Origin of the sequence: Variovorax sp. dw_954 (genome assembly GCF_018449755.1) — a bacterium.
GTDB lineage: Bacteria > Pseudomonadota > Gammaproteobacteria > Burkholderiales > Burkholderiaceae_C > Variovorax.
Window position 1 is genome coordinate 143,649 of the sequence record NZ_JAAVVD010000002.1, and the last position, 26,080, is coordinate 169,728.

28 protein-coding genes are annotated in these 26,080 nt (G+C 66.7%); 15 read left to right on the forward strand and 13 right to left on the reverse strand.

Annotated elements, in window-relative coordinates; translation table 11 throughout:
- Positions 1–114 precede the first annotated feature (114 nt).
- The 6 genes from badH to HB681_RS03820 all read left to right on the forward strand — a co-directional run bounded on the left by badH (position 115) and on the right by HB681_RS03820 (position 6,313).
- On the forward strand, positions 115–882 hold the full coding sequence (gene badH, locus HB681_RS03795; RefSeq protein WP_213953440.1) for a 2-hydroxycyclohexanecarboxyl-CoA dehydrogenase: 768 nt from the start codon (positions 115–117) through the stop codon (positions 880–882).
- A gap of 28 nt (positions 883–910) precedes the next feature.
- Positions 911–1,693, forward strand: coding sequence for a 2-ketocyclohexanecarboxyl-CoA hydrolase (gene badI / locus HB681_RS03800; protein WP_213953441.1), 783 nt, complete (start codon positions 911–913; stop codon positions 1,691–1,693).
- A gap of 10 nt (positions 1,694–1,703) precedes the next feature.
- A complete protein-coding gene (aliB, locus tag HB681_RS03805; RefSeq protein ID WP_213953442.1) occupies positions 1,704–2,855 on the forward strand; it encodes a cyclohexanecarboxyl-CoA dehydrogenase in 1,152 nt (383 codons plus the stop codon).
- A 30-nt stretch (positions 2,856–2,885) separates the two neighbouring features.
- Positions 2,886–4,544: a cyclohexanecarboxylate-CoA ligase gene (gene aliA / locus HB681_RS03810; RefSeq protein ID WP_213953443.1), complete on the forward strand. Its 1,659-nt coding sequence runs from the start codon at positions 2,886–2,888 to the stop codon at positions 4,542–4,544.
- Between the two features lie 168 nt (positions 4,545–4,712).
- The gene (locus HB681_RS03815; RefSeq protein ID WP_213953444.1) at positions 4,713–5,690 is read left to right on the forward strand and encodes a threo-3-hydroxy-L-aspartate ammonia-lyase; all 978 of its coding nucleotides are present in this window, start codon (positions 4,713–4,715) and stop codon (positions 5,688–5,690) included.
- A complete protein-coding gene (locus tag HB681_RS03820) occupies positions 5,687–6,313 on the forward strand; it encodes a flavin reductase family protein (RefSeq protein ID WP_256354112.1) in 627 nt (208 codons plus the stop codon). Before HB681_RS03815 ends, HB681_RS03820 begins: the two co-directional genes overlap by 4 nt.
- A 33-nt stretch (positions 6,314–6,346) precedes the next feature.
- Here the strand turns inward: HB681_RS03820 and HB681_RS03825 are convergent, their stop codons facing one another.
- The 5 genes from HB681_RS03825 to mutL all read right to left on the reverse strand — a co-directional run bounded on the left by HB681_RS03825 (position 6,347) and on the right by mutL (position 11,676).
- A complete protein-coding gene (locus tag HB681_RS03825) occupies positions 6,347–6,769 on the reverse strand; it encodes a hypothetical protein (protein WP_213953445.1) in 423 nt (140 codons plus the stop codon).
- 208 nt (positions 6,770–6,977) lie between these two features.
- Positions 6,978–7,625 carry an ABC transporter ATP-binding protein gene (locus HB681_RS03830; protein ID WP_213953446.1) on the reverse strand — a complete coding sequence of 216 codons (648 nt, stop codon included), beginning with the start codon at positions 7,623–7,625 and terminating at the stop codon, positions 6,978–6,980.
- A gap of 25 nt (positions 7,626–7,650) precedes the next feature.
- Positions 7,651–8,646 carry a tRNA (adenosine(37)-N6)-dimethylallyltransferase MiaA gene (miaA, locus tag HB681_RS03835; protein ID WP_213953871.1) on the reverse strand — a complete coding sequence of 332 codons (996 nt, stop codon included), beginning with the start codon at positions 8,644–8,646 and terminating at the stop codon, positions 7,651–7,653.
- Between the two features lie 92 nt (positions 8,647–8,738).
- On the reverse strand, positions 8,739–9,680 hold the full coding sequence (locus tag HB681_RS03840; protein WP_213953447.1) for an alpha/beta fold hydrolase: 942 nt from the start codon (positions 9,678–9,680) through the stop codon (positions 8,739–8,741).
- 115 nt (positions 9,681–9,795) lie between these two features.
- The gene (gene mutL / locus HB681_RS03845; protein ID WP_213953448.1) at positions 9,796–11,676 is read right to left on the reverse strand and encodes a DNA mismatch repair endonuclease MutL; all 1,881 of its coding nucleotides are present in this window, start codon (positions 11,674–11,676) and stop codon (positions 9,796–9,798) included.
- Positions 11,677–11,974: 298 nt separating this feature from the next.
- Between mutL and HB681_RS03850 the strand changes: the two genes are divergently transcribed.
- Positions 11,975–12,637 (forward strand): DedA family protein, encoded by a 663-nt coding sequence (locus tag HB681_RS03850; protein WP_213953449.1) that lies wholly within the window; start codon positions 11,975–11,977, stop codon positions 12,635–12,637.
- A 129-nt stretch (positions 12,638–12,766) separates the two neighbouring features.
- Positions 12,767–12,955, forward strand: a complete 189-nt coding sequence (locus HB681_RS03855; protein ID WP_213953450.1) for a hypothetical protein — start codon at positions 12,767–12,769, stop codon at positions 12,953–12,955.
- Between the two features lie 91 nt (positions 12,956–13,046).
- Here the strand turns inward: HB681_RS03855 and HB681_RS03860 are convergent, their stop codons facing one another.
- The 3 genes from HB681_RS03860 to tsaE all read right to left on the reverse strand — a co-directional run bounded on the left by HB681_RS03860 (position 13,047) and on the right by tsaE (position 15,486).
- Positions 13,047–13,322, reverse strand: coding sequence for a glycine zipper domain-containing protein (locus HB681_RS03860; protein WP_213953451.1), 276 nt, complete (start codon positions 13,320–13,322; stop codon positions 13,047–13,049).
- Positions 13,323–13,469: 147 nt separating this feature from the next.
- Entirely contained in the window at positions 13,470–14,969 is a 1,500-nt protein-coding gene (locus tag HB681_RS03865) for an N-acetylmuramoyl-L-alanine amidase (RefSeq protein WP_213953452.1), read from the reverse strand.
- A 16-nt stretch (positions 14,970–14,985) separates the two neighbouring features.
- Positions 14,986–15,486 (reverse strand): tRNA (adenosine(37)-N6)-threonylcarbamoyltransferase complex ATPase subunit type 1 TsaE, encoded by a 501-nt coding sequence (gene tsaE / locus HB681_RS03870; RefSeq protein WP_213953453.1) that lies wholly within the window; start codon positions 15,484–15,486, stop codon positions 14,986–14,988.
- Here tsaE and queG point away from each other — a divergent pair.
- A complete protein-coding gene (queG, locus tag HB681_RS03875; protein WP_213953454.1) occupies positions 15,472–16,641 on the forward strand; it encodes a tRNA epoxyqueuosine(34) reductase QueG in 1,170 nt (389 codons plus the stop codon). The genes tsaE and queG overlap by 15 nt on opposite strands.
- Here the strand turns inward: queG and HB681_RS03880 are convergent.
- Positions 16,551–17,456 (reverse strand): AEC family transporter, encoded by a 906-nt coding sequence (locus HB681_RS03880; protein WP_213953455.1) that lies wholly within the window; start codon positions 17,454–17,456, stop codon positions 16,551–16,553. The two genes, queG and HB681_RS03880, sit on opposite strands and share 91 nt — an antisense overlap.
- 189 nt (positions 17,457–17,645) lie before the next feature.
- Between HB681_RS03880 and HB681_RS03885 the strand changes: the two genes are divergently transcribed.
- The 4 genes from HB681_RS03885 to HB681_RS03900 all read left to right on the forward strand — a co-directional run bounded on the left by HB681_RS03885 (position 17,646) and on the right by HB681_RS03900 (position 21,099).
- Positions 17,646–18,578 (forward strand): tripartite tricarboxylate transporter substrate binding protein BugE, encoded by a 933-nt coding sequence (locus tag HB681_RS03885; protein WP_213953872.1) that lies wholly within the window; start codon positions 17,646–17,648, stop codon positions 18,576–18,578.
- A 64-nt stretch (positions 18,579–18,642) separates the two neighbouring features.
- Entirely contained in the window at positions 18,643–19,551 is a 909-nt protein-coding gene (gene xerD, locus HB681_RS03890; protein WP_213953456.1) for a site-specific tyrosine recombinase XerD, read from the forward strand.
- Between the two features lie 70 nt (positions 19,552–19,621).
- Positions 19,622–20,602: a tripartite tricarboxylate transporter substrate binding protein gene (locus HB681_RS03895; protein ID WP_213953873.1), complete on the forward strand. Its 981-nt coding sequence runs from the start codon at positions 19,622–19,624 to the stop codon at positions 20,600–20,602.
- A gap of 47 nt (positions 20,603–20,649) precedes the next feature.
- Positions 20,650–21,099, forward strand: a complete 450-nt coding sequence (locus HB681_RS03900; RefSeq protein WP_213953457.1) for a MaoC family dehydratase — start codon at positions 20,650–20,652, stop codon at positions 21,097–21,099.
- A gap of 191 nt (positions 21,100–21,290) precedes the next feature.
- Here the strand turns inward: HB681_RS03900 and HB681_RS03905 are convergent, their stop codons facing one another.
- Positions 21,291–22,097 (reverse strand): ferritin-like domain-containing protein, encoded by an 807-nt coding sequence (locus tag HB681_RS03905; protein WP_213953458.1) that lies wholly within the window; start codon positions 22,095–22,097, stop codon positions 21,291–21,293.
- A 38-nt stretch (positions 22,098–22,135) separates the two neighbouring features.
- Between HB681_RS03905 and HB681_RS03910 the strand changes: the two genes are divergently transcribed.
- Together HB681_RS03910 and HB681_RS03915 are read left to right on the forward strand one after the other, a co-directional pair.
- A complete protein-coding gene (locus HB681_RS03910; protein ID WP_213953459.1) occupies positions 22,136–22,660 on the forward strand; it encodes a gamma carbonic anhydrase family protein in 525 nt (174 codons plus the stop codon).
- Between the two features lie 25 nt (positions 22,661–22,685).
- On the forward strand, positions 22,686–23,675 hold the full coding sequence (locus HB681_RS03915) for an Hsp33 family molecular chaperone HslO (RefSeq protein ID WP_213953874.1): 990 nt from the start codon (positions 22,686–22,688) through the stop codon (positions 23,673–23,675).
- Positions 23,676–23,774: 99 nt separating this feature from the next.
- On the opposite strand, the gene HB681_RS03920 is transcribed toward HB681_RS03915, so the two are convergent.
- The 3 genes from HB681_RS03920 to eno are packed head-to-tail and all read right to left on the reverse strand — an operon-like array spanning position 23,775 to position 26,073.
- Positions 23,775–24,446, reverse strand: a complete 672-nt coding sequence (locus HB681_RS03920) for an ATP-binding protein (protein WP_213953460.1) — start codon at positions 24,444–24,446, stop codon at positions 23,775–23,777.
- 55 nt (positions 24,447–24,501) lie between these two features.
- Positions 24,502–24,780, reverse strand: coding sequence for a septum formation initiator family protein (locus tag HB681_RS03925; RefSeq protein WP_213953461.1), 279 nt, complete (start codon positions 24,778–24,780; stop codon positions 24,502–24,504).
- Positions 24,781–24,789: 9 nt separating this feature from the next.
- Complete coding sequence (gene eno / locus HB681_RS03930) at positions 24,790–26,073, reverse strand: phosphopyruvate hydratase (protein WP_213953462.1); 1,284 nt, start codon at positions 26,071–26,073, stop codon at positions 24,790–24,792.
- Between the last annotated feature and the right edge of the window lie 7 nt (positions 26,074–26,080).

Consider the following 26,080-nt stretch of genomic DNA (forward strand, 5'->3'; position numbering starts at 1 on the left):
GTTGATGAGCTAGAGGCAAGGCGCCTATGATACGACAACATATTGACGTATATCCGGGAATCGTCGACTCGAATGGCGCGACGATACCAAGCTTCAACCTCAAGGAGAGACATCATGGAAAGATTCAAGGGCAAGACGGTGGCGCTCACCGGCGGCGGTGGCGGCATCGGCGGCGCGACCTGCCGCCGATTCGCGGCGGAGGGCGCCGTCGTGGCGGTGCTCGACATGAACCTCGAAGCGGCGCAGCGCGTCGCCGAGGGCATCCGTGCCAATGGCGGCAAGGCCGAGGCATTCAGGTGCGACATCACCGACCGCGCTAGCGTCGACGCGGCCATCGCGGCCGTCGAATCGACGCTGGGCCCCATCGACGTGCTGGTCAACAACGCCGGCTGGGATGTGTTCAAGCCTTTCACCAAGACCGAGCCCGCGCAGTGGGACAAGCTCATCGCCATCAACCTCACCGGCGCGCTGCATATGCACCATGCGGTGCTGCCGGGCATGGCCTCGCGCAAGGCCGGGCGCATCGTGAACATCGCATCGGACGCGGGGCGGGTCGGCTCCTCGGGCGAGGCGGTGTATGCCGCATGCAAGGGCGGGCTCATCTCGTTCTCCAAGACCATCGCGCGCGAGCATGCGCGGCACGGCATCACGGTGAACGTGGTGTGCCCCGGCCCGACCGACACCGCGCTGTTCGCCGATTACAAGGAAGGCGCTGGCAACCCCGAGAAGCTGATGGAAGCTTTCACCCGCGCCATACCGCTCGGCCGCATCGGCCAGCCCGACGACTTGCCGGGTGCGATCCTCTTCTTTGCCAGCGACGACGCCGGCTTCATCACCGGCCAGGTGTTGAGCGTCTCCGGCGGCTTGACCATGAACGGCTGAACAACCCACACACCCCAGGAGACTCATCATGGAATACGAAGACATCCTCTACGAAGTGCGCAACGGCGTCGCATGGATCACCATCAACCGCCCCGAGAAGATGAACGCCTTCCGTGGCACCACCTGCGACGAACTCATCAAGGCCCTGAACCGTGCCGGCTATGACCGCGCCATCGGCGCCATCGTGCTGGCCGGCGCAGGAGACCGCGCCTTCTGCACCGGCGGCGACCAGTCCGCGCATGACGGCAACTACGACGGCCGCGGCACCATCGGTCTGCCGATGGAGGAGTTGCACGACGCGATCCGCAACGTGCCCAAGCCGGTGATCGCGCGCGTGCAGGGCTTTGCCATCGGCGGCGGCAACGTGCTGTGCACCATCTGCGACCTGACGATCTGCTCCGAGAAGGCGATCTTCGGCCAGGTCGGCCCGAAGATGGGCTCGGTCGATCCGGGCTATGGCACCGCCTTCCTGGCGCGAGTGGTTGGCGAGAAGAAGGCGCGCGAGATCTGGTACCTCAACAAGCGCTACTCGGGCCAGGAGGCCGTGGCCATGGGCCTGGCCAACATCTGCGTGGCGCCCGAGAAGCTCGACGAGACCGTGCAGGAGTGGGCTGAGACCATCTGCGAACGCAGCCCGACCGCCATTGCCATCGCCAAGCGCAGCTTCAACATGGACACCGCGCATCAGGCAGGCATCGCCGGCATGGGCATGTACGCGCTCAAGCTCTACTACGACACCGAGGAATCGCGCGAGGGCGTGAAGGCCTTGCAGGAAAAGCGCAAGCCCGACTTCCGCAAGTACGCGAAGTGAGCCCGCCGCGATGAACCCCTATCTCGACGACGAACTCGAAGCATTGGCCGGCCACGCCCGGCGCTTCGCCACCGAACGCATCGCGCCCGGCTTCCTGGAGCGCGACAAGAACCGAACGCTCGAGCGCGGCCTGATGCGCGAGATGGGCGAGATGGGTTTCATCGCGCCCGAACTCGCCGAAGCGCATGGCGGGCAGGGCATGGGCTGCCTCGCTGCCGGCGTGATCCATGAGGAGATCGCCCGGGCCGACCTGAGCATGTCGTACATCAACCTGCTGGCATCGCTGAACGGACAGATCCTGTCGGAGCACGGCCGGCCCGAAGTGGTCGGTCCGTGGCTGTCGAAGCTGACGCGCGGCGAGGCCCTGTTCGCCATCGCGCTCACCGAGCCGCGCGGCGGCTCCGACGCGGCCAACCTGCGCCTGCGCGTGGAGCGCGTCGGCGACGAGTACGTCATCAACGGCGAGAAGACCTCGATCTCCGCCGCCGACCAGGCCGATGCCATCGTCGTGTTCGGCCGCACCGGCGCGGTGAGCGACGGCGCGCACGGCGTCACTGCCTTGCTGGTGCCGGCCGATGTGCCGGGCCTCACGCGCAACCGTTTCGACTGCCACGGCCAGCGCGCCATCGGCCGCGGCTCGCTGTTCTTCGAGAACGTGCGCGTGCCGGTCGATCATCGCCTCGGCGAGGAGAACAAGGGCTTCGTGCAGGTGATGCAGGGCTTCGACTTCTCGCGCGCGCTGATCGGCTTGCAGGTGCTGGCCGTCGCCCGCGTGGCGCTCGAGGAAACGTGGGACTACGTCGCGCAGCGCGAGGCCTTCGGCAAGCCGCTGTCCGCCTTCCAGGGCGTGTCGCATCCGCTGGCCGACTTCGACACGCAGGTCGAGGCCGCGCGCCTGCTGTGCCTGCAAACCCTGTGGCTGAAGGACCGCGGCGCGCCGCACAGCGCCGAAGCCGCGATGTGCAAATGGTGGGCGCCCAAGCTGGCGTACGACTGCATCCACCAGTGCCTGCTGATGTTCGGCCACGGCGGCTACGACCGCGGCGCGATGGAGCAGCGCCTGCGCGACGTGCTGGGCTTCCAGATCGGCGACGGAACAGCGCAGATCATGAAGACGGTCATCGCGCGCGCACGCGCCGGCCGCTCCGCGGTTCCGGCCTGACCCTTCCACAAAAGACCAGAAGAGACACACATGCAATTCGACGCCGTACTCATTCCGTCCCGTCGCGCCGCCATGGTCGCGCAGGGCTTGTGGCACGACCGCACCATCAACGACGACTTCGATGCCTGCCTCGCTGCTTGCCCGGACAAGACCGGCATCGTGGCGGTTCAGGTCGAGAGCGGCACCGTCACGCGCATGACCTACCGCGAGATGGCGCGCATGGCCGACCGCATCGCCGTCGGCCTCACGCGTCTGGGCGTCGAACGCAATGACGTGGTCTCCTGCCAGTTGCCGAACTGGTGGCAATTCACGCTGACCTATCTCGCGTGCTCGCGCATCGGCGCCGTGCTGAATCCGATGATGCACATCTTCCGCGAGCGCGAGCTGTCGTTCATGCTCAAGCATGGCGAGTCGAAGGTGATGATCGTGCCGAAGACCTTCCGCGGCTTCGACCACGAGCAGATGCTGGTCGACTTGCGGCCCAGTCTGCCGGCCATGCAGCACCTCGTCGTGATCGGCGCGACGCAGGATGGCCAGCCGGCGCCGCACAGCTTCGAGGCATTGCTGGGCGGCCCGCACTGGGAAGACGAACCCGACGCGCAGGACATCCTCACGCGCCACCGCCCCGGCCCGGACGATGTCACGCAACTCATCTACACCTCCGGCACCACAGGGGAGCCCAAGGGCGTGATGCACTCGGCCAACACGGTCATGGCCAACATCATTCCGTATGCGCAGCGCATGGGCCTGACGCAGGACGACGTGGTGCTGATGGCCTCGCCGATGGCGCACCAGACCGGCTTCATGTACGGACTGATGATGCCCATCATGCTCAAGGCCACGGCCGTGTTGCAGGACATCTGGGAACCGGCACGCGCGATCGGCCTGATTCGCGAAGAGCGCGTCACGTTCACGATGGCGTCGTCGCCGTTCCTCGCGGACCTGACGCGCGGCGTGTCCGAAAGCGGCCTGGCCGTGCCGACGTTGCGCACCTTCCTCTGCGCCGGCGCGCCGATCCCCGGCCCGCTGGTCGAGCAGGCGCGCAGCGTGCTCAAGACCAAGATCGTGTCGGCCTGGGGCATGACCGAGAACGGCGCCGTTACCACCATCGAACTCGACGACGATGACGAGCGCGCCTTCGCCACCGACGGCAAGCCGCTGGCCGGCGTGGAGATCAAGGTGGTCGACATCGACGGCGCAAGCCTGCCGCCGGGCGAGTCGGGCAAGCTGCTGCTGCGCGCCTGCTCCAATTTCGGCGGCTACCTCAAGCGACCGCATCTCAACGGGACCGATGCCGATGGCTGGTTCGACACCGGCGATCTCGCGCGCATCGACGCGCGCGGCTACCTGCGCATCACGGGGCGCAGCAAGGACGTGATCATTCGCGGCGGCGAGAACATCCCGGTGGTGGAAATCGAGTCGCTGCTGTACCGCCACCCCGCGGTGCAGATGGCGGCCATCGTCGCCTACCCGGACGAGCGCCTCGGCGAACGGGCCTGCGCGGTGGTCGTGCCACGCCCCGGCCACGAGATCGACCTGCCGTCGATCGTCGACTTCCTCAAGGCCCAGAAGATCGCGTTGCAATACATCCCGGAGAGGCTCGTGGTGCGCGACACGATGCCGTCCACGCCATCGGGAAAGATCCAGAAGTACAAGCTGCGCGAGCTGCTGCGCGCGGAGACGGCGTAGAGGCTCGAGCCGCCATGCAGCCCTCGTCGCCGGGCCAGCGGCGATGGACACGGCCGAGCTTCGAAGGCTGCTCGACGACGAGGGCAAGCGCCTGTCGAAGCTGACCCGCGAGGCGAAGATCGCGCTGGCCTGGCACGCCGGCCGGCCCGATGGGCTATCTTCGGTGCCATGCTTCAACTCCCCACCTATGACGACGTCTTCGCGGCCGCCAAGCGGCTCGATGGCCATGCCCACCGCACGCCCGTGCTCCGCTCGGCCACGGCCGACGAGCGATGGGGCGCGCAGTTCTTCTTCAAGTGCGAGAACTTCCAGCGCATGGGCGCGTTCAAGTTCCGCGGTGCGTTCAATGCGCTGTCGCAGTTCGACGCGGCGCAGCGCAAGGCCGGCGCTATCGCCTTTTCCTCGGGCAACCATGCGCAGGCCATGGCACTGGCGGCGCGCATCCTCGGCATGCCGGTGGTCATCGTCATGCCGCACGATGCGCCGGCGGCCAAGCTCGCGGCCACGCGCGGCTACGGCGCCGAGGTGGTGCAGTACGACCGCTTTGCCGAAGACCGGGAGGCGCTGACAAAGCGCATCGCCGCGGACAGAGGAATGACGCTGATCCCGCCCTACGACCATCCCGACGTCATCGCGGGGCAGGGCACCGCGGCGATGGAACTGATCTTCGAGACCGGCCGGCCGCTCGATGCGCTCTATGTCTGCCTCGGCGGCGGCGGCCTGACCAGTGGTTGCGCACTGGCCGCGCGCACGCTGATCCCGCAATGCAAGATCTACGGCGTCGAGCCCGAGGCCGGCAACGACGGCCAGCAGTCATTCCGCAAGGGCGAGATCGTGCACATCGACACGCCGAAGACCATCGCCGACGGTGCGCAGACGCAGCATCTCGGCCAGTACACCTTCGGCATCATCAAGCGTGATGTGACCGACATCCTCACCGTCACCGATGCCCAGCTCATCGAAGCCATGCGCTTCTTTGCCGAGCGCATGAAGATGGTCGTCGAGCCGACCGGTTGCCTCGCATTTGCGGCGGCGTGCGCGGCCGGGGACGCGATCCGCGGCAAGCGCGTCGGCATCATCGTGAGCGGCGGCAACGTCGACATGGCGCGCTATGCCGAACTGCTGTCGGGAGCGAGCGCAGCATGACGATGAATGCCGACATGCACTTCTACGAGCCGCGCCTCGGAACGGGCCTGCCGCACGATCCATTCAACGCGATCGTCGGGCCGCGTCCCATCGGCTGGATCTCGTCGCGCGGCGCGAACGGCGGCGTGAACCTTGCGCCCTACAGCTTCTTCAACGGCTTCAACTACACGCCGCCGATCGTCGGTTTCGCCAGCATCGGCTACAAGGACACGGTGCGCAACATCCAGCAGACGCGCGAGTTCGTCTGGAACCTGGCCACGCGGCCGCTCGCCGAGCAGATGAATGCGAGTTGCGCGATGGTGCCGCCGGAGGTCAACGAGTTCGAGTTGGCGGGCCTCACGCAGGTGCCGTCGCGGCTGGTCTCGCCGCCGCGCGTGGGCGAGAGCCCGGTCGCGTTCGAATGCAGGCTCACGCAATCTTTCCAGTTGCAGTCCGCCGATGGCGGTGCGATCGAAACCTGGATGACGCTGGGGGAGGTTGTCGCGGTGCACATCGACCGCTCGCTGATCAAGGACGGTGTGTACGACACCGCCGCTGCGCGCCCGATCCTGCGGGGCGGCGGGCCGGCCGACTATTTCGAGATTTCGCCCGATTTGCGTTTCAGGATGCGGCGCCCGACCTGAAGGCTATGCTGAACAATTCCTCCAGAACCCGGCTCAATGCGTCTGCGGTTGAGGGATCGGTCGCACCGCGGCGCCCGGTTCGTCGCCCGTTGCCGGCATGCGCATGAATTCGGCCAGGTGCAGGTCGTCCGGCACGGTGTCGACGATCTGTTCCATGTAGGCCGGGTAGTTGGCGGTGCGCAGCAGCAATTCGATGCCGGCACGGCCCAATTTCTGGCGGACCATTTCGCACCGGGCACGCAGCATCTGGATCACGCGCTGCTCGGCCTCCAGCAAGGCCGTGCGGGCCTCGAACCAGGGCTTGAATTCTTCGGCCGTCGGCCATGACTGCGGCGGCTGCAGCGCCCAGAAGTCCTTGCTTCGGCGCGGCAGCGCTTCATAGGCGGCCTTGTCTGCGAGATACGCGGCTTCAAGGGCGTCGGTGACTTGGCGATATTCCTCACGCAAGCTGGGCATAACGGGTGTTTTCCTGCTGTTGGGCCTCCAGTATGAGTGTGACAAAGCGTTTCAACGCGTCATTTCGATGAATTGTCTGAAATATTTCTTGACATTTTGAAATGACGTAAACCCTAAGAATTACTTTTCATTGAATGGTACGCCGACGTGTACTTTCATCGGACCCGAAACCGCCCCCGCCGGGGTGCGATATCGGCCGGAAATACGGTCAGGAAGCGATGCCGTCCGCGCGCAGGTGCAGCACCCGATCGGCGCGCGCCGCAGCCGCCTCCGAATGCGTGACCAGCACCAGCGACGCGCCATGCTCCCGCGTTTGCTGCACCAGCACATCCATGACGCGGCCTGCGGTGGTGGGATCGAGATTGCCGGTCGGTTCGTCCGCCAGCAGAAGGCTGGGGCGATGCACCAGCGCCCGGGCAATCGCGACGCGCTGCAACTGCCCACCGGAAAGCTGCTGGGGCAGGCGTTCGCCCAAGCCTTCCAGTCCCACGATCGACAACATCTGTTGCACGCGCGCTGCATCGATGTCGCCCAGCAGCATCAGCGGCAGGGCGACGTTCTGCGCCACGTCCAGATGGGGCAGGACGTGGAAGGCCTGGAACACGAAACCCACTTGCCGCCGGCGCCACAGCGCGCGCGCCTCGTCGTCGAGCGTGGCCAGCGCGACCCCGTCGTGCCGGATGCTGCCGGCATCCCAGCTGTCCAGGCCGGCCATGCAGTTGAGCAGCGTGGACTTGCCCACGCCCGATTCGCCGACGATGGCAACGAACTCCCCGGCCGCGACTTCGAGCGATACATGCTCGAACACGGCCGCATCGCCGTAGTGCTTGGCCAGATCCTGGACTTGGAGCGTCATGTGGTCCGTGCAAGCGGCGCTGCGCTCATGGAATCTCCATGGCCGCATGCACCAGCTGCGCCATGGCGTCCGGTGCCTCGGCGGGAATGATGCGGCGGGCCGGCATGCTGCGCAGCCATGTGATTTGCCGTTTGGCGAGCTGCCGGGTGGCGGCAATGCCGCGTTCGCGAAATGCGGCGATGGACGGGCCGGCGCGGTCGCCGCAGGTCGATCGGTCGCACGGGCACTCGTCCAGGAACTCCCACGCCTGCCGATAGCCGACGCACCGCATCGACGGCATGTCGGGCCGCAGGTCGCCGCGCGCCCGCAGCGCGCGTACCTCGTCGAGGAAGCCATCGTCCAGCATCGCATCGAAGCGGCGCGCGATGCGCTCGTGCAACCAGGCGCGGTCCGTCGGCTCGAGGGAAAAGAGGATGCCTGCGGGCGAGCCGGCCGTGTCCGCACGCCCGGCATGGCGTGCCGCGTGGAAGCTCGACAGCGGCTGCCCGCTCGCATGCCACACCTCCAGCGCGCGCTGGATGCGCTGGCTGTCGTTGGGCGACAGGCGGGCGGCGGCGATGGGATCGATCTCGGCCAGTTTCGCGTGCATCGCGGGCCAGCCCAATGCCGCGCCTTCGGCATCGAGGCGCGCGCGCACGGCGGGCTCGGCCGCGGGCATCGCGTCAATGCCATCGATCAGCGCCTTGAAGTACAGCATCGTTCCGCCGACCAGCAGCGGCATCCGGCCGCGCGCACGGATTTCCGCGACCAGCCGCGTGGCGTCCGCGACGAAGGCGGCGGCGTTGTAGCTCTCGCTCGGATCTCGGATGTCGATGAGGTGGTGCGGGACGGCAGTCAGTTCGGCAGCGCTGGGCTTGGCGGTTCCGATGTCCATGCCGCGATAGACCAGCGCCGAATCGACACTGACGATCTCGACCAGGCGTTCGCGCGCCAGTGCCAGTGCGGCGGCCGTCTTGCCGCAAGCCGTGGGGCCGGCGATGCCGAGCCACGCTGCCGCAGGGGCCGGACGGGAAACGGCCATGTCGGCGGTGGAAGAGGGCATGCGCCCGAGGTTAACAAAGGTGCGCCAGGCGGGCCGCGGGGCGGCTGTGGCCGAGGCGCTTCGTCAAATGCTCAGAGCTGCCGGCCGCCGTCGTACGGCCGCATGGCTGCGGCGCGCGGTGGCGCCGTGCCGGGCGCGGCCTGCTGCTGCGATGCTGCCGGGTCGGGCGCCCTGACGCTGAACAGTTGCTCGAGCGCCTCGCGGTACTCCGTCCCGCCGACCGTGTTGGTGCTGTAGTGGGATCCGTTCCGGACCAGCACGAACTTCTTCGGACCGGTGGCGGCGTCATACAGCTTGCGGCCGAGTTCGGGGCGGATCAGGTTGTCGAGCGCACCATGTACCACCAACAGCGGCGCGCCGATGTCCTTGACCTTGGCGAGCGCATCGAAGGGTTGCGTGATGAAAGGCTGGAACGGCAGCCAGCCCCACTTGAAGCTGCTCACCACGTCGGAGATGGAGGTGAAGGTGCCCTCGACGATGACGCCGCTTTCGTCCTTCACGCTGGCCGCCAGGTCGATGCCGATGGCGCCTCCCAGCGAGTGCCCGAAGATGTAGCGGCGCTGCTGCGGATGCCGCGCCGCGAGCCAGGCCCAGGCCGCGCGCGCATCCTCGCGCGCGGTTTCTTCCGATGGCAGGCCCTTGGTGCTCTTGCCGAAGCCGCGGTAGTCGATGGCCAGCACCGAGAAGCCCAATTCATTCATCCGCCGGATGCGCGGCGCCGAGCCGCTGACGTTGTAGCGCGCGCCGTGCAGGTACAGCAACACGGGCGTGTCGGCCGATTCGGGCTTGGCGCCGAGCCAGAGCCCGTGCAGGCGGGCCGGCTCGCCCGTGAGCGAGGAGCGGAAGTCGATCCACACCTGCTCCATGCCGGCCGTCTGTTCAGCCGTGTTGCCCCAGCTCTGGTCGCTCGGCTGGAAGATCCATTCGCGCTGGCGCTCATCGAGCGTGGAACAACCACCCGCGAAAAGTGCGCTCAGGGCAATGGCAGAAGCGAGGAAGGCCCAACGTTTCATGTTTGTGGCAGAGGGAGACCTGGCTGGCGCGAAAGTTCCGGCGGCCTGCCAGCAATGGCCGCGACAAGGTCATGCAACGCGCGTGCCCGCCGATCGGACGACACGTTTCTGAATGTTACCGTCCTCGCAGGAACAGCGCGTCCAGTTCACGCAGCGAGAGTTGCCGCCAGGTCGGCCGCCCGTGGTTGCACTGGTCGGAGCGTTCGGTGGCTTCCATCTGGCGCAGCAGCGCGTTCATTTCGTCCAGCGTCAGGCGCCGGTTGGCGCGCACCGCGCCGTGGCAGGCCATGGTCGACAGCAACTCGTTCTGCGCCCGCTGCACCACCGTGCTGGCGTCGTGCTGGCCCAGTTCGGCGAGCACGCTGCGGGCGAGTTCGACCGGGTCGCCATCGGCCAGCGTGCCGGGCACGGCGCGCACCGCCAGCGTGCGGGGCGAAAAGGGCGAGATTTCCAGGCCCAGCGTCGCCAGTACGTCTGCGCAGGCCTCGGCGGTGGCGACTTCCTGCGGCGTCGCGGCGAAGGTGGCGGGGATCAGCAGCGGCTGGCTGGTGATGGCGGCGCCGTCAAGCTGGGTCTTGAGCCGTTCGTAGACGATGCGCTCATGGGCCGCGTGCATGTCGACGATGACCAGGCCCTGGCTGTTTTCGGCCAGCACGTAGATCCCCTGGAGCTGGGCGATCGCGCGGCCCAGCGGCCAGGCGTCCGCGTTGGCGTCGCCTGTGGTCGGGAGGGGTGCGGCGGGTTGGAAGGTGGGGGAGAAGGGCGCGGCGGGCTGTTGCGCGGGCTGCGGCGTTGTCGCCCAACCCATCGGCGGGGTCGTGGCGCCGTCGAGTCGTTGCGCGGGCCACATTGCAGCCGCATCGCCCAGGCGTCGCTCGGACGCAAAGTGGATGGCCGGCTGTGCCCACGGTGCCGGCGCGGCAGGCTGGGACTGCTTGAAAAAGGGTGCGGCGGGCGTGTTGACCGCGTCCCCCGCACGCGGTGCGGCGAGCGCATCCTCGATCGCATGCCGGACCGCCTGGTGCACTTCGCGGCCATCGCGAAATCGCACTTCGATCTTGGTCGGGTGCACGTTCACGTCCACGCGGGCCGGGTCGATCTCCAGGTAGAGCGCATACACGGGTTGGCGCTGGCCGTGCAGCACGTCTTCATAGGCGCTGCGCACCGCGTGGGCCAGCACCTTGTCGCGGACGAAGCGGCCGTTGACATAGAAGAACTGCTGGTCCGCGCGCGAGCGTGCGGCGTCCGGTATGCCGGCGCGGCCCACGACACGCACGGCGCCACCCGGCCGATCGACTGCCACGCTCTGCGCCACGAAATCGTCGCCCAGCACATCGGCCAGGCGTTGCACCTGCGCCTCGGGGCCCGAGGCGGCGCGCCATTGCTCGACCAGCTTGCCTTCGTGCCAGATCGAGAAACCGACATCCGGACGCGCCAGCGCCTGTCGGCGCACCGCCTCGACGCAGTGCGCCAGTTCGGTGGCATCGGTCTTCAGGAACTTGCGGCGCGCCGGCGTGGCGTAGAACAGTTCGCGCACTTCGAGCGTGGTGCCGATGGCGCGCGCCACCGGGCGCAGTTCTCCGGTCCGGCCATCGAGCGCCCAAGCGCTGTCGGCGCCGGCCGTGCGCGAGAGCAGCGACAGGTCGGCAATCGCATTGATCGCCGCCAGCGCCTCGCCCCGGAAGCCCATCGTGCCGACGGTTTCGAGCTCGCCGAGGCTGGCGATCTTGCTGGTGGCATGGCGACGCAAAGCCACGGTGAGTTCATCGCGCGGAATTCCGCCGCCGTCGTCCTCGACCGAAATCAGCCGCACGCCGCCGGCCGACAACCGCACCGTGATCTCGCGCGCGCCGGCGTCCAGCGCGTTGTCCAGCAGTTCACGCACCACCGACGCGGGCCGCTCCACCACCTCGCCGGCCGCGATCTGGCTGATCAGTTCGTCGGGCAAATCGCGGATGGGGCGGCGGGTGGAGGCGGGGGAGAGGGGGGCGTTCACGCAGTGATTCTAGGATTTGCCGGGCGACGCAGCGGTGCTGCGTCCTGGCATGCGCAGGGCGAGGAATGCGCCGATCCTGGCCTCATAGGCCGCCGGTGCAAAGTGGTGAAGATCGACATGCGCCGCGCCGTCCTGCCAGCGCAAGGGCGGTCATGCGCCAATGCAGCAGGAAGAAAGAAGCCACGAATGAAGTTCCGGTGATCAGGTCGGGGCCATCGAAGCGATTTCCGTGGCGGATGCACGCCCGGTTCAGCACCCGTACAGGCGGGCCGCGCAGCCCCCCGGATAATCTCCCGCCATGGACATACTCAGTTATTTCGTCGACTTTATCCTTCACGTCGACAAGCACCTCGAAGCATTCGTCATCGCCTATGGCCCTTGGGTCTACGCGCTGCTTTTCCTGATCGTCTTCGTCGAGACCGGCGTCGTGGTGATGCCCTTCCTGCCCGGCGATTCACTCATCTTCATCGTTGGCGCACTGTGCGGTGTCGGCCACATGGACTTTGCGCTGGCTTGCGTTGTGCTCATTGCCGCAGCGATCCTGGGCGACCAGTCCAACTTCGCGATCGGGCGATTCTTCGGGCCGAAGGTCTTCCAATGGGAGAACTCCCGCCTGTTCAACCGAAAGGCCTTCGACCAGGCCCACGCGTTCTACGAGCGCTACGGTGGCGTGACCGTGATCCTCGCTCGCTTCATGCCGTTCATCCGCACCTTTGCGCCGTTCGTGGCCGGCGTGGCGGCGATGAATCGCGCCAGGTTCACGATGTTCAACATCGTGGGCGCCTTGGTCTGGGTGCTGGGCATTGCGACGGCGGGCTACTTCTTCGGCAACCTGCCGTTGGTTCGCGAACACCTCGACAAGATCATCTGGGCGCTGATTTTCATACCGGGCGTGATGGCGATCTTTGGCGCATGGCGTGCGGGCCGTGCGGAACGCGAGCGTGCGGCGTTGCAGAAATAAGCCCCGTTCGAGGGTGGAAGGTTCGAGTCCCAAAGGTCATGAAACAATGTGTGACTTTGTTCTGATATTGTGTCTTCCTACGCCGTCCGACGAATTGTGAGTCGAGCCCCGCCGCGTAGCATGCCCTCCATGCAAGCCCCACAACCCGACACTTCCGAATACGCCGCGCTCCTGGAAAGCATTGGCTCCGCAGTCAGGTTGCCTGCGCTGGTGCGGGAAGAAGACGACACCGCGCATCATCCCTGGGCAGCCCGGGCGATGGCCATGACGCATGCCTTCCTTGCGATGGCGTCCGCGGCGGCACGACCGACTACGTGAGCCTGCCGAGACTCAACAAAAAAGGCGTGTCGATGACACGCCTTTTTGCTGGCCAGCCGCTCCTCGCGCCGGCCCGACCGATTCAACTCGCTCAGTTGCTCGGACCGTTGTACGGGTAGTAGTTGTTGCGGTTGTTGTTGTAGTTGCGCTGGTCCGCGTTGCGTCCAACCTCGTTGCCGATCAGGCCGCCAATCGCCGCGCCGCCAACAGTCGCCGCAGTGTTGTGCCCGATGGCTTGGCCCACCAAGGCACCGCCCACTGCACCCGCGCCCACGCCCAACTGCTGGTTGGGCCCGGTTCCCGCGCAACCCACCAATGCCATTGCCGAAGATGCTGCAGCGGCCGCGATCCAGAGACGTGCTTTCATGATGTCCACCTTTCGTTTTGAAGTGATGGACTCATTGTGCGAACCCCCTCCAGCGGGGCTGTAGGAGACGGTCCCGGTTATTTGCGCGACGCCGCGCGGGGCTTGTGCACGCGCAGGACCCGGCGTTTGGCCGGGCATTGATGACGGCTACAGTTGCCGGCTGCGAGCCAGCGGCGGGTTCTGCGTGAAGTAGCGCTGGATGCCGCGCATCAGCGCATCGGCGAGGTTTTCCTGGTAGCTCACCCGACGCAGATTGGCTTCTTCCTCGGGGTTGCTGATGAATGCGGTCTCGACCAGCACGCTTGGAATGTCGGGCGCCTTCAGCACGGCGAAGCTGGCCTGTTCGACCTCGCCCTTGTGCAGCCGTCCCACGTTTCGAATCTCGCCGAGCATCGCGCCACCGAGCTTCAGGCTGTCGTTGATCTGGGCCGTGGTGCTCATGTCGAGCAATGCGCGTTGCACCTGCGCCTCATGGCCGCCGACGTTGATGCCGCCAACCTTGTCTGCCTCGTTTTCCTTGTTGGCCAGCCAGCGCGCCGCACTGCTCGACGCGCCGCCCTGGCTCAGCGCGAACACGCTGGCGCCGCGCGCTGCGGGCGTGGTGAAGGCGTCTGCGTGGATGCTCACGAACAGGTCGGCCTGCACGCGGCGGGCCTTCTGCACGCGCACGCCCAAGGGCACGAAGAAATCCGCGTCGCGCGTCAGGAATGCGCGCATCGGGTTGCCGTTCACGCTGCCCGCGTTGATGCGGTCGCGCAGCCTGAAGGCGACTTGCAGCACGATGTCTTTTTCGCGGGTGCCGGCCGGCCCGGTGGCGCCAGGGTCTTCGCCGCCGTGGCCGGGATCGAGCGCGACGATGATGAGCCGATCAGTGCGGCTGGAAGTGGCGACACTGGGACCCGCTGTCGCAGCCACGGGCGGCGGTTTGACCGGGGTGACACCGACGACAGGCGGCAAAGTCGGCGGCGCCGAGAGCGTTGGCGAACCGCCGGGACTTGCGCCCTGGGTGGCCGGTGCGGGCCGCATCGATTGCTGCGCCATCAGTTCGCCGAGCGCGTCGCCTGTGGAAGGCGCGGCGCGCGTGGCGTTTTGCGGCTCGCCGGTGCGCGGCAATTCGCGTGGGGCGATGCCGGCCACCGTGGTGTCTGCGTTGCCCTTGGCGGTGGAAGACGGCGCGTCGCGCAGGCGCTCGGCGATGAGGGCTTCCATCGGATCGACCGCCTGCTGCGGATAGAGGTCGAGCACGAGTCGATGCTGGTACGCGGCGACCGGCGCGAGCGAGAACACCTGCGGAACCACGGACTGCTTCAGGTCGAACACGATGCGCACCACGTTGGGCGAGTTCTGCCCCACGCGCAGGCCGTTGATGTACGGGTCACCCGGCTTGATCTTGCCGACCAGTTCGCGCAGCGCCGGGTTCAGCTCGATGCCTTCGATGTCGATGGCCAGGCGCGGCGGATTGCCGACCACCAGCTGCTGCGTTTGCAGGCGCCCGTCGGATTCGATGGTCACGCGGGTGTAGTCGGCGGCCGGCCAGACGCGCACGGCCATGATGGTTGCGCCATGCGCGATTTCCTGCACGCCGAGCAGCAGCACCAGGCTGCCTGCCTTCAACAGGTGGCGGCGATTGGGGTGCTCAAGAGTCATTGAAAGGACTTCGCGCTCATTCAACGAACCCGGCCAGCAATTGCCGGCCGCGGGCGGTGTTCGCGCGAAGGCGCACGGTACGGGATTGGTCGGTCATTGCTTCGATTTTAATAGCAAGGTCTGCAAGCGGAATGCGGCCTGCGGCGTTTTCGGGCCATTCGGCGAGCTTGAGGCCGGGGCCCGCGAAAATGTCACGGAAGCCGGCGTCTTCCCACTCCTGGGGATCGCTGAAACGGTAGAAGTCGAAATGAAAGATCGCGAGGCCATCGGGTGCCTCGTGCGGCTCGACCACCGCGTAGGTCGGGCTCTTGATGCGGCCGGCAATGCCGAGCGCGCGCAACAGGTGTCGCACGAAGGTGGTCTTGCCGGCGCCGAGGTCGCCACGCAACTCGACGAACGCATCACGCAACGCCGGCTTGTGCGCCAGCGTCTGCGCAAAGGCCGCGGTGTCCTCTTCGGTGTGCCAGACGCGCACGGCGTCTTGCGTTTCTACAATCGGCAGGTGATCGGCAGCCATCCACTCGTGATTCGTATTCAGGCGCTGGCCCGGGAACTGGGATTCTCCCAAATCGGCGTGGCGGGCATCGACTTGTCCAGTGCCGAGCCCGGACTGATGGCATGGCTGGCCGAAGGCTTCCATGGCGACATGCACTACATGGCGGCCCATGGCGCGCGCCGCGCCCGGCCGGCCGAGCTGGTGCCGGGGACGGTCACCGTGATCACCGCGCGCATGAACTACCTGCCGCGCGATACGCCCGCCGATTGGCAGGCCATCGAGTTCGACCGTCTCTCGCGACCGGGCGAGGCGATCGTGTCGCTCTATGCGCGAGGACGCGACTATCACAAGGTGCTGCGCTCGCGACTGCAGAAGCTGGCCGACCAGATCGCCGCTGAAATGGGGCCGTTCGGGCATCGCGTGTTCACCGATTCGGCGCCCGTGCTGGAGGCCGAACTGGCATCGCGCAGCGGCCAGGGCTGGAGGGGCAAGCACACGCTGGTGCTGGACCGCGAGGCGGGCTCGATGTTCTTCCTCGGCGAGATCTACGTCGACGTGGCATTGCCCGCGAGCGAACCGGTGACGCCGCATTGCGGAAGCTGCACCGCCTGCATCGACATCTGCCCGACAAGGGCGATCCTGAGCGCCCACAGGCTCGATGCACGGCGCTGCATTTCCTACCTCACCATCGAGCATGCCGGGGCGATCCCGGTCGAGCTGCGGCCCTTGATCGGCAACCGCATTTACGGTTGCGATGACTGCCAGTTGATCTGCCCCTGGAACAAGTTCGCGCGCCGCAGCGCGTTGCCGGACTTCGATCAGCGGGAAGGGTTGACGGGGCGGCATCTGGCGGAGTTGATCGCGTGGACCGAGGACGAGTTCCTTCGATGGACGGAGGGCAGCCCGATTCGTCGCATCGGGCACGAGCGGTGGCTGCGCAACCTGGCCGTCGGGGTCGGCAACGCCCTACGCATAACGCCTTCGGACCCGGGATTGGTTGACGCGCTGAGGGCCCGGCTTGCGCATCCCTCCGCGCTGGTTCGCGAGCATGTCGAATGGGCGCTGGAACAGGCCCAGGCCAGCAACTATCTCAACACCCCCAGCGCGAACGGCAGGCTCAACACCCCCAGCGTCGTCGACAGCGTCACCAGCCCCGCGACGAACGGCCCGTTGTAGCCCATGCGAGCCGCCAGCACATAAGCGCTGGAGGCCGTGGGCACGGCGGAGAAGGCCAGCAGCACGGTGGCCTGCGTCGGCTCCAGGTGCAGCAGGCGCGACAGGCCGAACGCGACCAGCGGCAGGACCAGGTGCCGGATCGCGAGCACGCAGCTTGCGAGCACCTTGGCACGCGCCAGCGTGGCGAACTGCATACCCGCACCGGCGGCCATCAGGCCCAGCGCCAGCGAGGCGCCGCCGATGCGCGAGAGCGTGGGCTCCAGCCACGGCGGCACCCTGAAGCCGAGCACGTTGGCCAGCAGGCCGGTCGCCGTCGCGATGATCAGCGGGTTGCGTATCAATTGCCGCAGGAAGCCCGTTTGCGCATGGCGGGCCATCGGCCAGACGGCGGCCACGTTCAGCAGCGGCACGCACACGCCGATCAACACCGCGATCAGCAACAGCCCCTGCGGGCCCGCAAGCCGGTCGGCCAGCGCGAGGCAGATGAAGGAGTTGAAGCGGAACGAGACCTGCGCGCTGGCAGCGTGATCGGCGCGATCGATATACCGGCCCAGCCACGGGAGATGGGGCAGGGCATACGACAGCCCGACGCCGCACAGGCTCATGGCGACGCCCGCTCCCAGCATGCTCGACGTCGCCGCGAAGTCGAAGGGGCTGCGCACGATCGAATGGAACAGCAGCACCGGGAACAGGAAGTAGTAGACGAGGCTTTCGACCTGGTCCCACACGCGGCGGTCGAGCGCGGTGAAGCGGCACAGGAGCCAGCCGCAGGCGATCAGCGAGAAGTCGGGGAAGAGCAGTTGCGCATAGTTCACGGGGGTGCTTGTCTCGCATGAAGGCCGCGCATGATGGAGCGCGCCTCAGAGCATAAACGGGCAATCACGCGGGTATTTCAGGGCGCGGCTCCGCGGGCATGCCGCTAGCATGAGGCTCATGTTTGCAAATTTGTACTGGAGAGTTCAGTGAACTTGAATCGTCGTCAATGGAGTGTGGGCGCCGTTGCCATGGTTGCGTTTGCCGGCCAGGCCTGGGCAGAGGGCTATCCCAACAAGCCGATCGAATTGAGCGTGCCCTTCGCACCGGGCGGCACCACCGACATCGTGGCCCGCGTCATCTCCGAGCCATTGGCCAAGGTGCTGGGGCAGCCCGTGATCGTGATCAATCGCCCGGGCGGCGGCGGCATCGTGGGTGCGGCTGAAACCGCGCGGGCCGCGCCGGACGGCTACAAGCTCGGCGTGGCCACCGTGTCGAGCACGGCGGCCAACCCGGCCATCAATCCGAAGACGCCCTATGACCCGATCGCCGATTTCACGCCGATCACCAACATCGCCGCCACGCCGAACATCATCGCGGTGAACCCGAACTTCCCGGCGAAGAACTACGCCGAGTTCGTGGCCGAGTTGAAGAAGAACCCGGGCAAGTATTCGTATGCGTCGTCGGGCACCGGCGGCATCGGGCACCTGCTGATGGAGTTGTACAAGAGCCTGACCGGCACCTTCGTGACCCACATTCCCTACCGCGGTGCGGGCCCGGCGCTCAACGACGTGGTGGCGGGCCAGGTGGCCATCATGTTCGACAACATCCCCTCGGCCATGCCCTTCATCAAGGCGGGCCGTCTCGTGCCCATCGTGGTGTCCGCGCCGCAGCGGTTGAAGGAATTGCCCAATGTGCCGACCTTCAAGGAAGTCGGGCTGGAGCCGGTCAATCGCATGGCCTACTACGGCATCCTCGGACCCAAGGGCCTGCCCAAGGAAGTCGTCGACAAGATCGCCGACGGCGTGAAGAAGTCGGTGGAAGACCCGGCCGTCAAGAAGCGCATCGAGGACACCGGCTCGCTCATCGTGGCCAACACGCCCGAGCAGTTCGCGGCGCAGATCAAGGCGGAATTTGCGGTCTACAAGGATGTGGTGAAAAAGCAGAACCTCTCTTTGGACTGATCACGGCACCGTCCCACCAGAAGCCGCCGCGGGCGGCTTTTTCAATTTGGGTATGGTTGCGCCCATGACCGTCGCCGCGACCTCTTCCCAAAGCTCCGCCATCACGGATTTCGTCGATGCGCTGTGGCTGGAGCACGGCCTGGCGAACAACACGCTGGAGGCGTACCGGCGCGACCTTGAATTGTTCGAGCGCTGGCTGGCGGAGCGCAGCGTCGCGCTGGATGCCACGCAGGAGCATCACCTGCAGGCCTACATGGGCGCCAAGCTCGCCGACAAGGGCAAGGCCACCTCGGCCAACCGGCGGCTCACCGTGTTCAAGCGCTACTTCCGCTGGGCCTTGCGCGAGCGTCGCATCACCGCCGATCCGACCCTGCGCCTGAGCCCCGCGCGGCAGTCGCTGCGCGTACCCAAGACGCTGACCGAGCAGCATGTGGAAGATCTGCTCACGGCGCCCGAGGTTGACACGCCGCTTGGCCTGCGCGATCGCGCGATGCTGGAACTCATGTACGCCAGCGGGCTGCGCGTGAGCGAACTGGTCACGCTCAAGGTGCTGAACATGAGCCTCAACGACGGCGTGCTGCGCGTCGTCGGCAAGGGCAGCAAGGAGCGGCTGGTGCCCTTCGGCGGCGAAGCGCGGCGATGGATCGAGCGCTATCTCAAGGAGGCGCGCCCCGAGATCCTCGATGGGCAGCAAACCGATGACCTCTTCGTGACCGCACGCGGCTCGGGCATGACGCGCGTGATGTTCTGGATCATCGTGAAGAAGCACGCGCTGCGTGCCGGCATCCATGTACCGCTTTCCCCGCACACCTTGCGCCACGCGTTCGCCACGCACCTCCTCAACCATGGCGCCGACCTGCGCGCGGTGCAACTGTTGCTGGGCCATGCAGACATCTCGACGACGACGATCTACACCCATGTCGCGCGCGAGCGCTTGAAGCAACTGCACGCGCAGCATCATCCGCGCGGCTGAATGGTGCCCACCGCCGAAGCGCCCGCGGCGCCTTCAGTGGAAATCTGGAATGGAAAAGGGGATTTTCAAGATGAACCTGGCGTTCACCCGACGCGACCTTGCGATCACTGCACTGGCTGCATCCGCGCTCTGGAGCGCGCGTGCGCGCGCCCAGGCCCTTCCCAAGGTCCTCCGCATCGTCGTGCCCTATCCGCCGGGCGGCGTCAGCGACAACGTGGCGCGAGCCTTGGGCGAGAAGCTCGCGGCGCAACTCGGCACGACGGTGATCATCGAGAACCGGGCCGGCGCCAGCGGCAGCATCGGCATGGACGCGGTGGCCAAGTCCGCGCCGGACGGCGCCACGCTGTGCTTTTCTGCCACGAGCCCGCTGGTGCTGAATCCTCATCTCGCGAAGTCGCCCTTCGACCCGTTGAAGGACATCGTGCCGGTGGCGAGCGTGATGTATTCGCCGGTGCTGCTGCTGGCCACGCCCGCCGAAGCGGCGAGGGACTTCAAGGCGCTGCTGGCCGAAGCGAAGGCCAAGCCGGGCGCCATCCGCTGGGCCACCTCCGGGCTGGGTTCGCTCGGCCACATCGTGCTCGCGCAGTTGCGTGCGAGCGCGGGCATCGACGTGACGCATGTGCCGTACAAGGGCGGCGGCCAACAACTGACCGACGCATTGAGTGGGCAATTCGAGATCCTGTCGACCAATGCCGGTCCGACGTTGACCGCGCACATCCAGAGCGGCAAGCTGCGGGCGCTCGCCGCGGGCGCACCCGCTCGGCTCGACAGCCTGCCTGCGGTGCCGACGCTGGGCGAACTCGGCTTCGAGACGGCGAACCTGTCGTCGCTTTTCGGCGTGTTCGCGCCGGCCCGCATACCGGGCGCGCTGGTCGATCGCTACAACGCCGAGATCAACAAGGCGCTGGAGAGCCCCGAACTGCGCGCCAAGCTGCTGGCGGCGGACAACGTGCCGACGACCCGCGGCGCGGGTGACTTCGCAAAGGCCATCGCCGCGGAGTACGAAAGCAACGGGCGCATCATCAAGGCCGCGAACATCAAGGCGGAATAGACGGGTCTGCCATCATGGGCGTCCCATCCATCCCACCGGAGCAAGCCATGGCCGACAAGGCGCTGTATCTCGACGATCTGAAAGTCGGCGATCGATTCACGAGCGAGGGGCACGAGATCGACGCGGAGCAGATCAAGGCTTTTGCCAACCTGTTCGACCCGCAGCCTTTCCATACCGACGAAGAGGCCGCGAAGAGCACCTTCTTCGGAGGACTGGCGGCCAGCGGATGGCACACCGCTGCAATCACCATGCGCTTGCTCGTCACCAGCGGCCTGCCGTTGGCCGACGGCATCATCGGCTCGGGCGGCCAGCTCAGCTGGCCCCATCCGACGCGGCCGGGCGACGTGCTGCGCGTCGAAGCCGAGGTGATGGAGATCGTGCCATCGCGCTCCAAGCCCGATCGCGGCATGGTCCAGATGCGGTGCGAGACGCGCAACCAGCGCGGCGAGGTGCTGCAGCACTTCCTGCCGAAGCTGGTCGTGATGCGTCGACGATAGGGGTAGCGGGAACGGGAACGGGAATGGGAACGGACAGCCGAACGCAGAGGGCGCAAAGGCTTCGCAAAGATCGCAAAAGAAAACCAGAGAAGCCTTTGCTTTTTCCTTGTCTTCTTTCGCGTCCTTGCGGAACCTTTGCGTCCTCTGCGTACGGCTGTCCGCTCCCGTCTTCCTGGGTCAATTGCGCTGGTTCAGTCAGCCTGTGACAGCGCGCCCAGCTCCTCGTCCGTGAAGCCGGCACGCGAGCGCGCATCGAGGTTGAACGGCGGTCGCAGCCGCGGTGCTTCGTGGCGGCGATAAAGCATGCGGTAGTGGGCGATCGGGTCCAGCCCGTCGCGCTCGCAGAGCCAGCGATACCAGCGATTGCCGACGGCCACGTGGCCGATCTCGTCGCGCAGGATGATGTCGAGGATGGCGCTCGCGGCCACGGCATCGGGCGTGCCGATTCGCGCCAGCTTGGCCTGGATCAGCGGCGTGGCGTCGAGCCCACGTGCTTCCAGCGTGCGGGGCACCAGCGCCATGCGCGCTGTCACATCGTCTCTCGTTTTCTCGCACATGGTCCACAGGCCGTCATGCGCGGGAAAGTCGCCGTACTGCCAGCCCATCCCGCGCAGGTGCGCGTGAAGCAAGGCGAAGTGCTGCGCCTCTTCGTCGGCGACGCGCCACCAGTCGCGGTAGTAGGCCTCGGGCATGCCGCCGAAGCGCCAGACGGCATCGAGCGCGAGGTTGATGGCGTTGAATTCGATGTGGCAGATCGCGTGGATCAGCGCGGCGCGGCCCTCGTCCGTGAAGGGCGAGCGCTGCGGCACCGAGGTGGCGGCGACTCGGACGGGCCGCGCCGGCCGCCCCGGCACGCCGGACTCGTCCACCACGCCGCGCAGTTCGTCCGAGCCGATGGCATCCACGGCCGCGAGCGCCGCCGCCGCGCGTGCCGCGGTCACTTTTTCTGCGGGATCTTCGATGCGCAGCGCGGCAAGGGCGCTCAGGCGATGGTGCATCCCTACAATTCTAGTTTTGCTCCCTGGAGACCCTGACGATGGCGATCTATGAACTCGACGGCGTGGCGCCGCAACTTGGCGATGGCGCATGGGTCGCTGACAGCGCACAGGTGATCGGCAACGTGAAGCTGGCCGACAACACCAGCGTCTGGTTCGGCGCGGTGTTGCGCGGGGATACCGACACCCTGACCATCGGCCGCAACTCGAACGTGCAGGACCTGTCGGTGCTGCATGCCGATCATGGTTGCCCGCTCACCATCGGCGAGAACGTCACCGTGGGGCATCAGGTGATGCTGCATGGCTGCACCATCGGCGACAACTCGCTGATCGGCATTCAATCCGTCATCTTGAATAACGCGAAGATCGGCCGCAACTCGATCGTTGGCGCCGGCAGCGTGGTCACCGAGGGCAAGGAATTTCCCGACAACTCGCTCATCATCGGCGCGCCCGCCAAGGCGGTTCGCACGCTCGACGATGCGGCCGCCGCCAAGCTGCGGCAAAGCGCCGAGCACTATGTACAAAACGGCCATCGCTTCGCGAAGGGCCTGAGGAAGATCGCCTGATTGCCCAGGCGACTGAAGGATGATTTTGAGCGAGCTGCACAAGTTCTTGTTTGACGGAATGCCCGTGCGCGGAATGATCGTGCGCCTGACCCAACCCTGGACCGAAATCCTGGCGCGGCGGGCATCGAACTCCACCACGGGTGCCTATCCGCCGCCCGTCGTGGAGCTGCTCGGCGAAATGACGGCTGCGGCAACGTTGATACAGGCCAACATCAAGTTCAATGGCGCGCTGATCCTGCAAGTCTTCGGCGACGGGCCGGTGAAGATCGCCGTCGCCGAAGTCCAGGCCGACCTGAGCCTGCGTGCCACGGCCAAGGTGATGGGCGCCATTCCTGACAACGCGCACCTCTCGGAGATGGTCAACGTGCACAGCAAGGGCCGCTGCGCGATCACGCTCGACCCGAAGGACAAGGTGCCCGGCCAGCAGCCCTACCAGGGTGTGGTGCCGCTGGTGGGCGACCACAACGACAAGTTCGGCAAGCTCAGCGACGTGCTGCAGCACTACATGCTCAAGAGCGAGCAACTCGACACGACGCTGGTGCTGGCGGCCGACGACAAGGTGGCGGCCGGGTTGCTGATCCAGCGCCTGCCGGTGAAGGGCGAGGCCAACCTGCTGCGCAGTGGCATCGCGGAAGCGCACCAGGACCAGATCGGCCTCAACGAGGACTACAACCGCATCTCGATCCTGGCCTCCAGCCTGACGCGCGACGAGCTGCTGACGCTCGACGTCGACACCATCCTGCATCGTCTGTTCTGGGAAGAGAAGGTGCTGCGATTCGAGCCGCAGGCCGGTCTGCTCGGGCCGCACTTCGCATGCACCTGCAGCCGTGATCGCGTGGCCGGAATGATCCGCGGCTTGGGCATCGTGGAGGCGGAAGAGATCCTGGCCGAGCGCGGCGACATCGAGGTGGGCTGCGACTTCTGCGGCAAGCAGTACCGCTTCGATGCCGTCGACGCGGCGCAGATCTTCAAGTCGCCGGGCGACCAGCCGCCCGGGACGGCGATCGTCCAGTAGGGACGGCGCGGGTCAAGTCCCGGGGGCTGCGCATCATGGCGGTGGACGTGGGGTTCCGCTGGCCGGAGGCGCCCGGTCCGGGGGGGCAGGGACTGACCGCTATTGCCGCCCCGCGACGAGGTCGCTGAACAGCCGGTGCTCGCAGGAAGGATCGGAACACTTGTCGCAAGGCCACTGCCACGCCGAGCCGGCGCCACGCCGCACCGGGGCCCCCGTGGGGCGCTCGCGTGAAGCGATCGAATGGATCGCGTTCCAGGCACTGGCCAGTCGCTCGGCGCCCGTGCCGTGGACGACGGCGTAGCCGATGCCGGCGCCAGCCAATGCGCCGCGCAGCCGCCCATCGAAGGGCTCGCGCACCTGCGGGCCTTCGCGCTGCAGGCCGTCATCGACCCAGGGCAAGTCGAGCGCGGTCAACAGCGTGATCGTGTACCGGCACTGCGCGGCCGTTGCGCCGGGGTAGAGCGAGGTGTCACCGAACAGGGTGTCGCTGTAGACGGCAATCGACAATGCGGTGGTGTCCGCCACGACAACGCCGCTGCGTGCGGCTTCGACGATGCGGCGCGTCTGCTCGTCCGCGATGGCCTGCAGTTCATCACGCCGCGGTGCGCGGCCTTCGCGCATGCACCATTCGCGCAAGTGCTCCGGAACCCACGTGCTCGCGATGCCGCGCTGCTGCAGCCGCGTGGCCAGCGCCTGCGCAAGTTCGGTCTTGCCGGTGCTCTCGGCGCCCAGCAGCGCGATCACGCTGCCGGCCGGGAGAGTCGGGGTCATGTGGGTTTTCCGGGCGCCGCACGCTGCGCCGCAGGCGCTTCGGGGGTGGGCCGCATCAGCGTGTGATCTGGACGAATACTTCGTTCGGCTTCACCATGCCGAGTTCCTGCCGCGCGCGTTCCTCGACCATCTCGAGGCCTTCGCGCAGGTCGCGCACCTCGGCCGTGAGTCGGTCGTTGATTACGGCAGCCTTGGCATTGGCTGCTTTCTGCGTCGCCAGCTTGTCCTCGAGCTGCGCCACGCTGCGCAGGCTGCCGCGGCCGTTCCACAGCTGCCATTGCAAGAACAGCAGCAGCAACACGAGCACGATGGGAGCGACGACGCGGGAGCGCATGATGCAATGTCAGCGCAGGCTGTAGAACGCCGAACGGCCCGGGTAGGTGGCAACGTCGCCCAGGTCTTCCTCGATGCGCAGCAACTGGTTGTACTTGGCGATGCGGTCCGAACGCGAGAGCGAGCCGGTCTTGATCTGGCCAGCGTTGGTCCCCACCGCAATATCGGCGATGGTGCTGTCCTCGGTTTCCCCCGAGCGGTGCGAGATCACGGCCGTATAGCCGGCGCGCTTGGCCATCTCGATGGCGGCGAAAGTCTCGGTCAGCGTGCCGATCTGGTTGATCTTGATGAGGATCGAGTTGGCAATGCCCTTGTCGATGCCTTCGCGCAGGATCTTGGTGTTGGTGACGAACAGGTCGTCGCCCACCAGTTGCACGCGCTTGCCAAGGCGTTCGGTCAGGTGCTTCCAGCCGTCCCAGTCGCCTTCGTGCATGCCGTCCTCGATGCTGATGATCGGGTACTTGTCGACCCAGGTCGCGAGCATGTCGGTCCAGCCTTCGGCCGTCAGCGTGAGGTTCTCGCCCGACAGCACGTACTTGCCGTCCTTGTAGAACTCGCTGGCGGCGCAGTCCAGGCCCAGCGCGATCTGTTCGCCGGCCACATAGCCGGCCTTGTCGATGGCTTCGAGGATCAGCTGGATCGCGGCTTCATGGCTTTCGACACTGGGCGCGAAGCCGCCTTCGTCACCGACCGCGGTGCTGATGCCACGGGAATTCAGGATGGCCTTGAGCGCATGGAAGGTCTCCGCGCCGTAGCGCACGGCCTCGCGGAAGCTCTTGGCGCCCACGGGGATGATCATGAACTCCTGCAGGTCCAGGCTGTTGTTGGCATGGGCGCCGCCGTTGATGACGTTCATCATCGGCACGGGCAATTCCATGCCGCCCATGCCACCGAAGTAGCGGTACAACGGCAGGCCGGATTCCTCGGCCGCGGCGCGGGCCACGGCCATCGACACGGCCAGCGTCGCGTTGGCGCCCAGGCGCGCCTTGTTGTCGGTGCCGTCCAGGTCGTTCAGCGTGCGGTCGAGGAAGGCTTGCTCGCTGGCGTCGAGGCCGAGCACGGCTTCGGAGATCTCGGTGTTGATGTTCTCCACGGCCTTCAGCACGCCCTTGCCGAGGTAGCGGCTCTTGTCGCCGTCGCGCAGCTCGATGGCCTCGCGCGAGCCGGTCGAAGCGCCCGAAGGCACGGCCGCGCGGCCCATGGTGCCGCTTTCCAGCAGCACGTCGCATTCGACGGTGGGATTGCCTCGGCTGTCGAGAATCTCGCGGCCGACGATGTCAACGATTGCACTCATTGCTTAC

Coding starts and splice junctions, on each gene's coding strand:
- badH (WP_213953440.1), top strand. CDS start 115: ATGGAAAGATTCAAGGGCAAGACGGTGGCGCTCACCGGCGGCGGTGGC.
- badI (WP_213953441.1), top strand. CDS start 911: ATGGAATACGAAGACATCCTCTACGAAGTGCGCAACGGCGTCGCATGG.
- aliB (WP_213953442.1), top strand. CDS start 1,704: ATGAACCCCTATCTCGACGACGAACTCGAAGCATTGGCCGGCCACGCC.
- aliA (WP_213953443.1), top strand. CDS start 2,886: ATGCAATTCGACGCCGTACTCATTCCGTCCCGTCGCGCCGCCATGGTC.
- HB681_RS03815 (WP_213953444.1), top strand. CDS start 4,713: ATGCTTCAACTCCCCACCTATGACGACGTCTTCGCGGCCGCCAAGCGG.
- HB681_RS03820 (WP_256354112.1), top strand. CDS start 5,687: ATGACGATGAATGCCGACATGCACTTCTACGAGCCGCGCCTCGGAACG.
- HB681_RS03825 (WP_213953445.1), bottom strand. CDS start 6,769: ATGCCCAGCTTGCGTGAGGAATATCGCCAAGTCACCGACGCCCTTGAA.
- HB681_RS03830 (WP_213953446.1), bottom strand. CDS start 7,625: ATGACGCTCCAAGTCCAGGATCTGGCCAAGCACTACGGCGATGCGGCC.
- miaA (WP_213953871.1), bottom strand. CDS start 8,646: ATGGCCGTTTCCCGTCCGGCCCCTGCGGCAGCGTGGCTCGGCATCGCC.
- HB681_RS03840 (WP_213953447.1), bottom strand. CDS start 9,680: ATGAAACGTTGGGCCTTCCTCGCTTCTGCCATTGCCCTGAGCGCACTT.
- HB681_RS03850 (WP_213953449.1), top strand. CDS start 11,975: ATGGACATACTCAGTTATTTCGTCGACTTTATCCTTCACGTCGACAAG.
- HB681_RS03855 (WP_213953450.1), top strand. CDS start 12,767: ATGCAAGCCCCACAACCCGACACTTCCGAATACGCCGCGCTCCTGGAA.
- HB681_RS03860 (WP_213953451.1), bottom strand. CDS start 13,322: ATGAAAGCACGTCTCTGGATCGCGGCCGCTGCAGCATCTTCGGCAATG.
- HB681_RS03865 (WP_213953452.1), bottom strand. CDS start 14,969: ATGACTCTTGAGCACCCCAATCGCCGCCACCTGTTGAAGGCAGGCAGC.
- tsaE (WP_213953453.1), bottom strand. CDS start 15,486: ATGGCTGCCGATCACCTGCCGATTGTAGAAACGCAAGACGCCGTGCGC.
- HB681_RS03885 (WP_213953872.1), top strand. CDS start 17,646: ATGGTTGCGTTTGCCGGCCAGGCCTGGGCAGAGGGCTATCCCAACAAG.
- xerD (WP_213953456.1), top strand. CDS start 18,643: ATGACCGTCGCCGCGACCTCTTCCCAAAGCTCCGCCATCACGGATTTC.
- HB681_RS03895 (WP_213953873.1), top strand. CDS start 19,622: ATGAACCTGGCGTTCACCCGACGCGACCTTGCGATCACTGCACTGGCT.
- HB681_RS03900 (WP_213953457.1), top strand. CDS start 20,650: ATGGCCGACAAGGCGCTGTATCTCGACGATCTGAAAGTCGGCGATCGA.
- HB681_RS03905 (WP_213953458.1), bottom strand. CDS start 22,097: ATGCACCATCGCCTGAGCGCCCTTGCCGCGCTGCGCATCGAAGATCCC.
- HB681_RS03910 (WP_213953459.1), top strand. CDS start 22,136: ATGGCGATCTATGAACTCGACGGCGTGGCGCCGCAACTTGGCGATGGC.
- HB681_RS03920 (WP_213953460.1), bottom strand. CDS start 24,446: ATGACCCCGACTCTCCCGGCCGGCAGCGTGATCGCGCTGCTGGGCGCC.
- HB681_RS03925 (WP_213953461.1), bottom strand. CDS start 24,780: ATGCGCTCCCGCGTCGTCGCTCCCATCGTGCTCGTGTTGCTGCTGCTG.
- eno (WP_213953462.1), bottom strand. CDS start 26,073: ATGAGTGCAATCGTTGACATCGTCGGCCGCGAGATTCTCGACAGCCGA.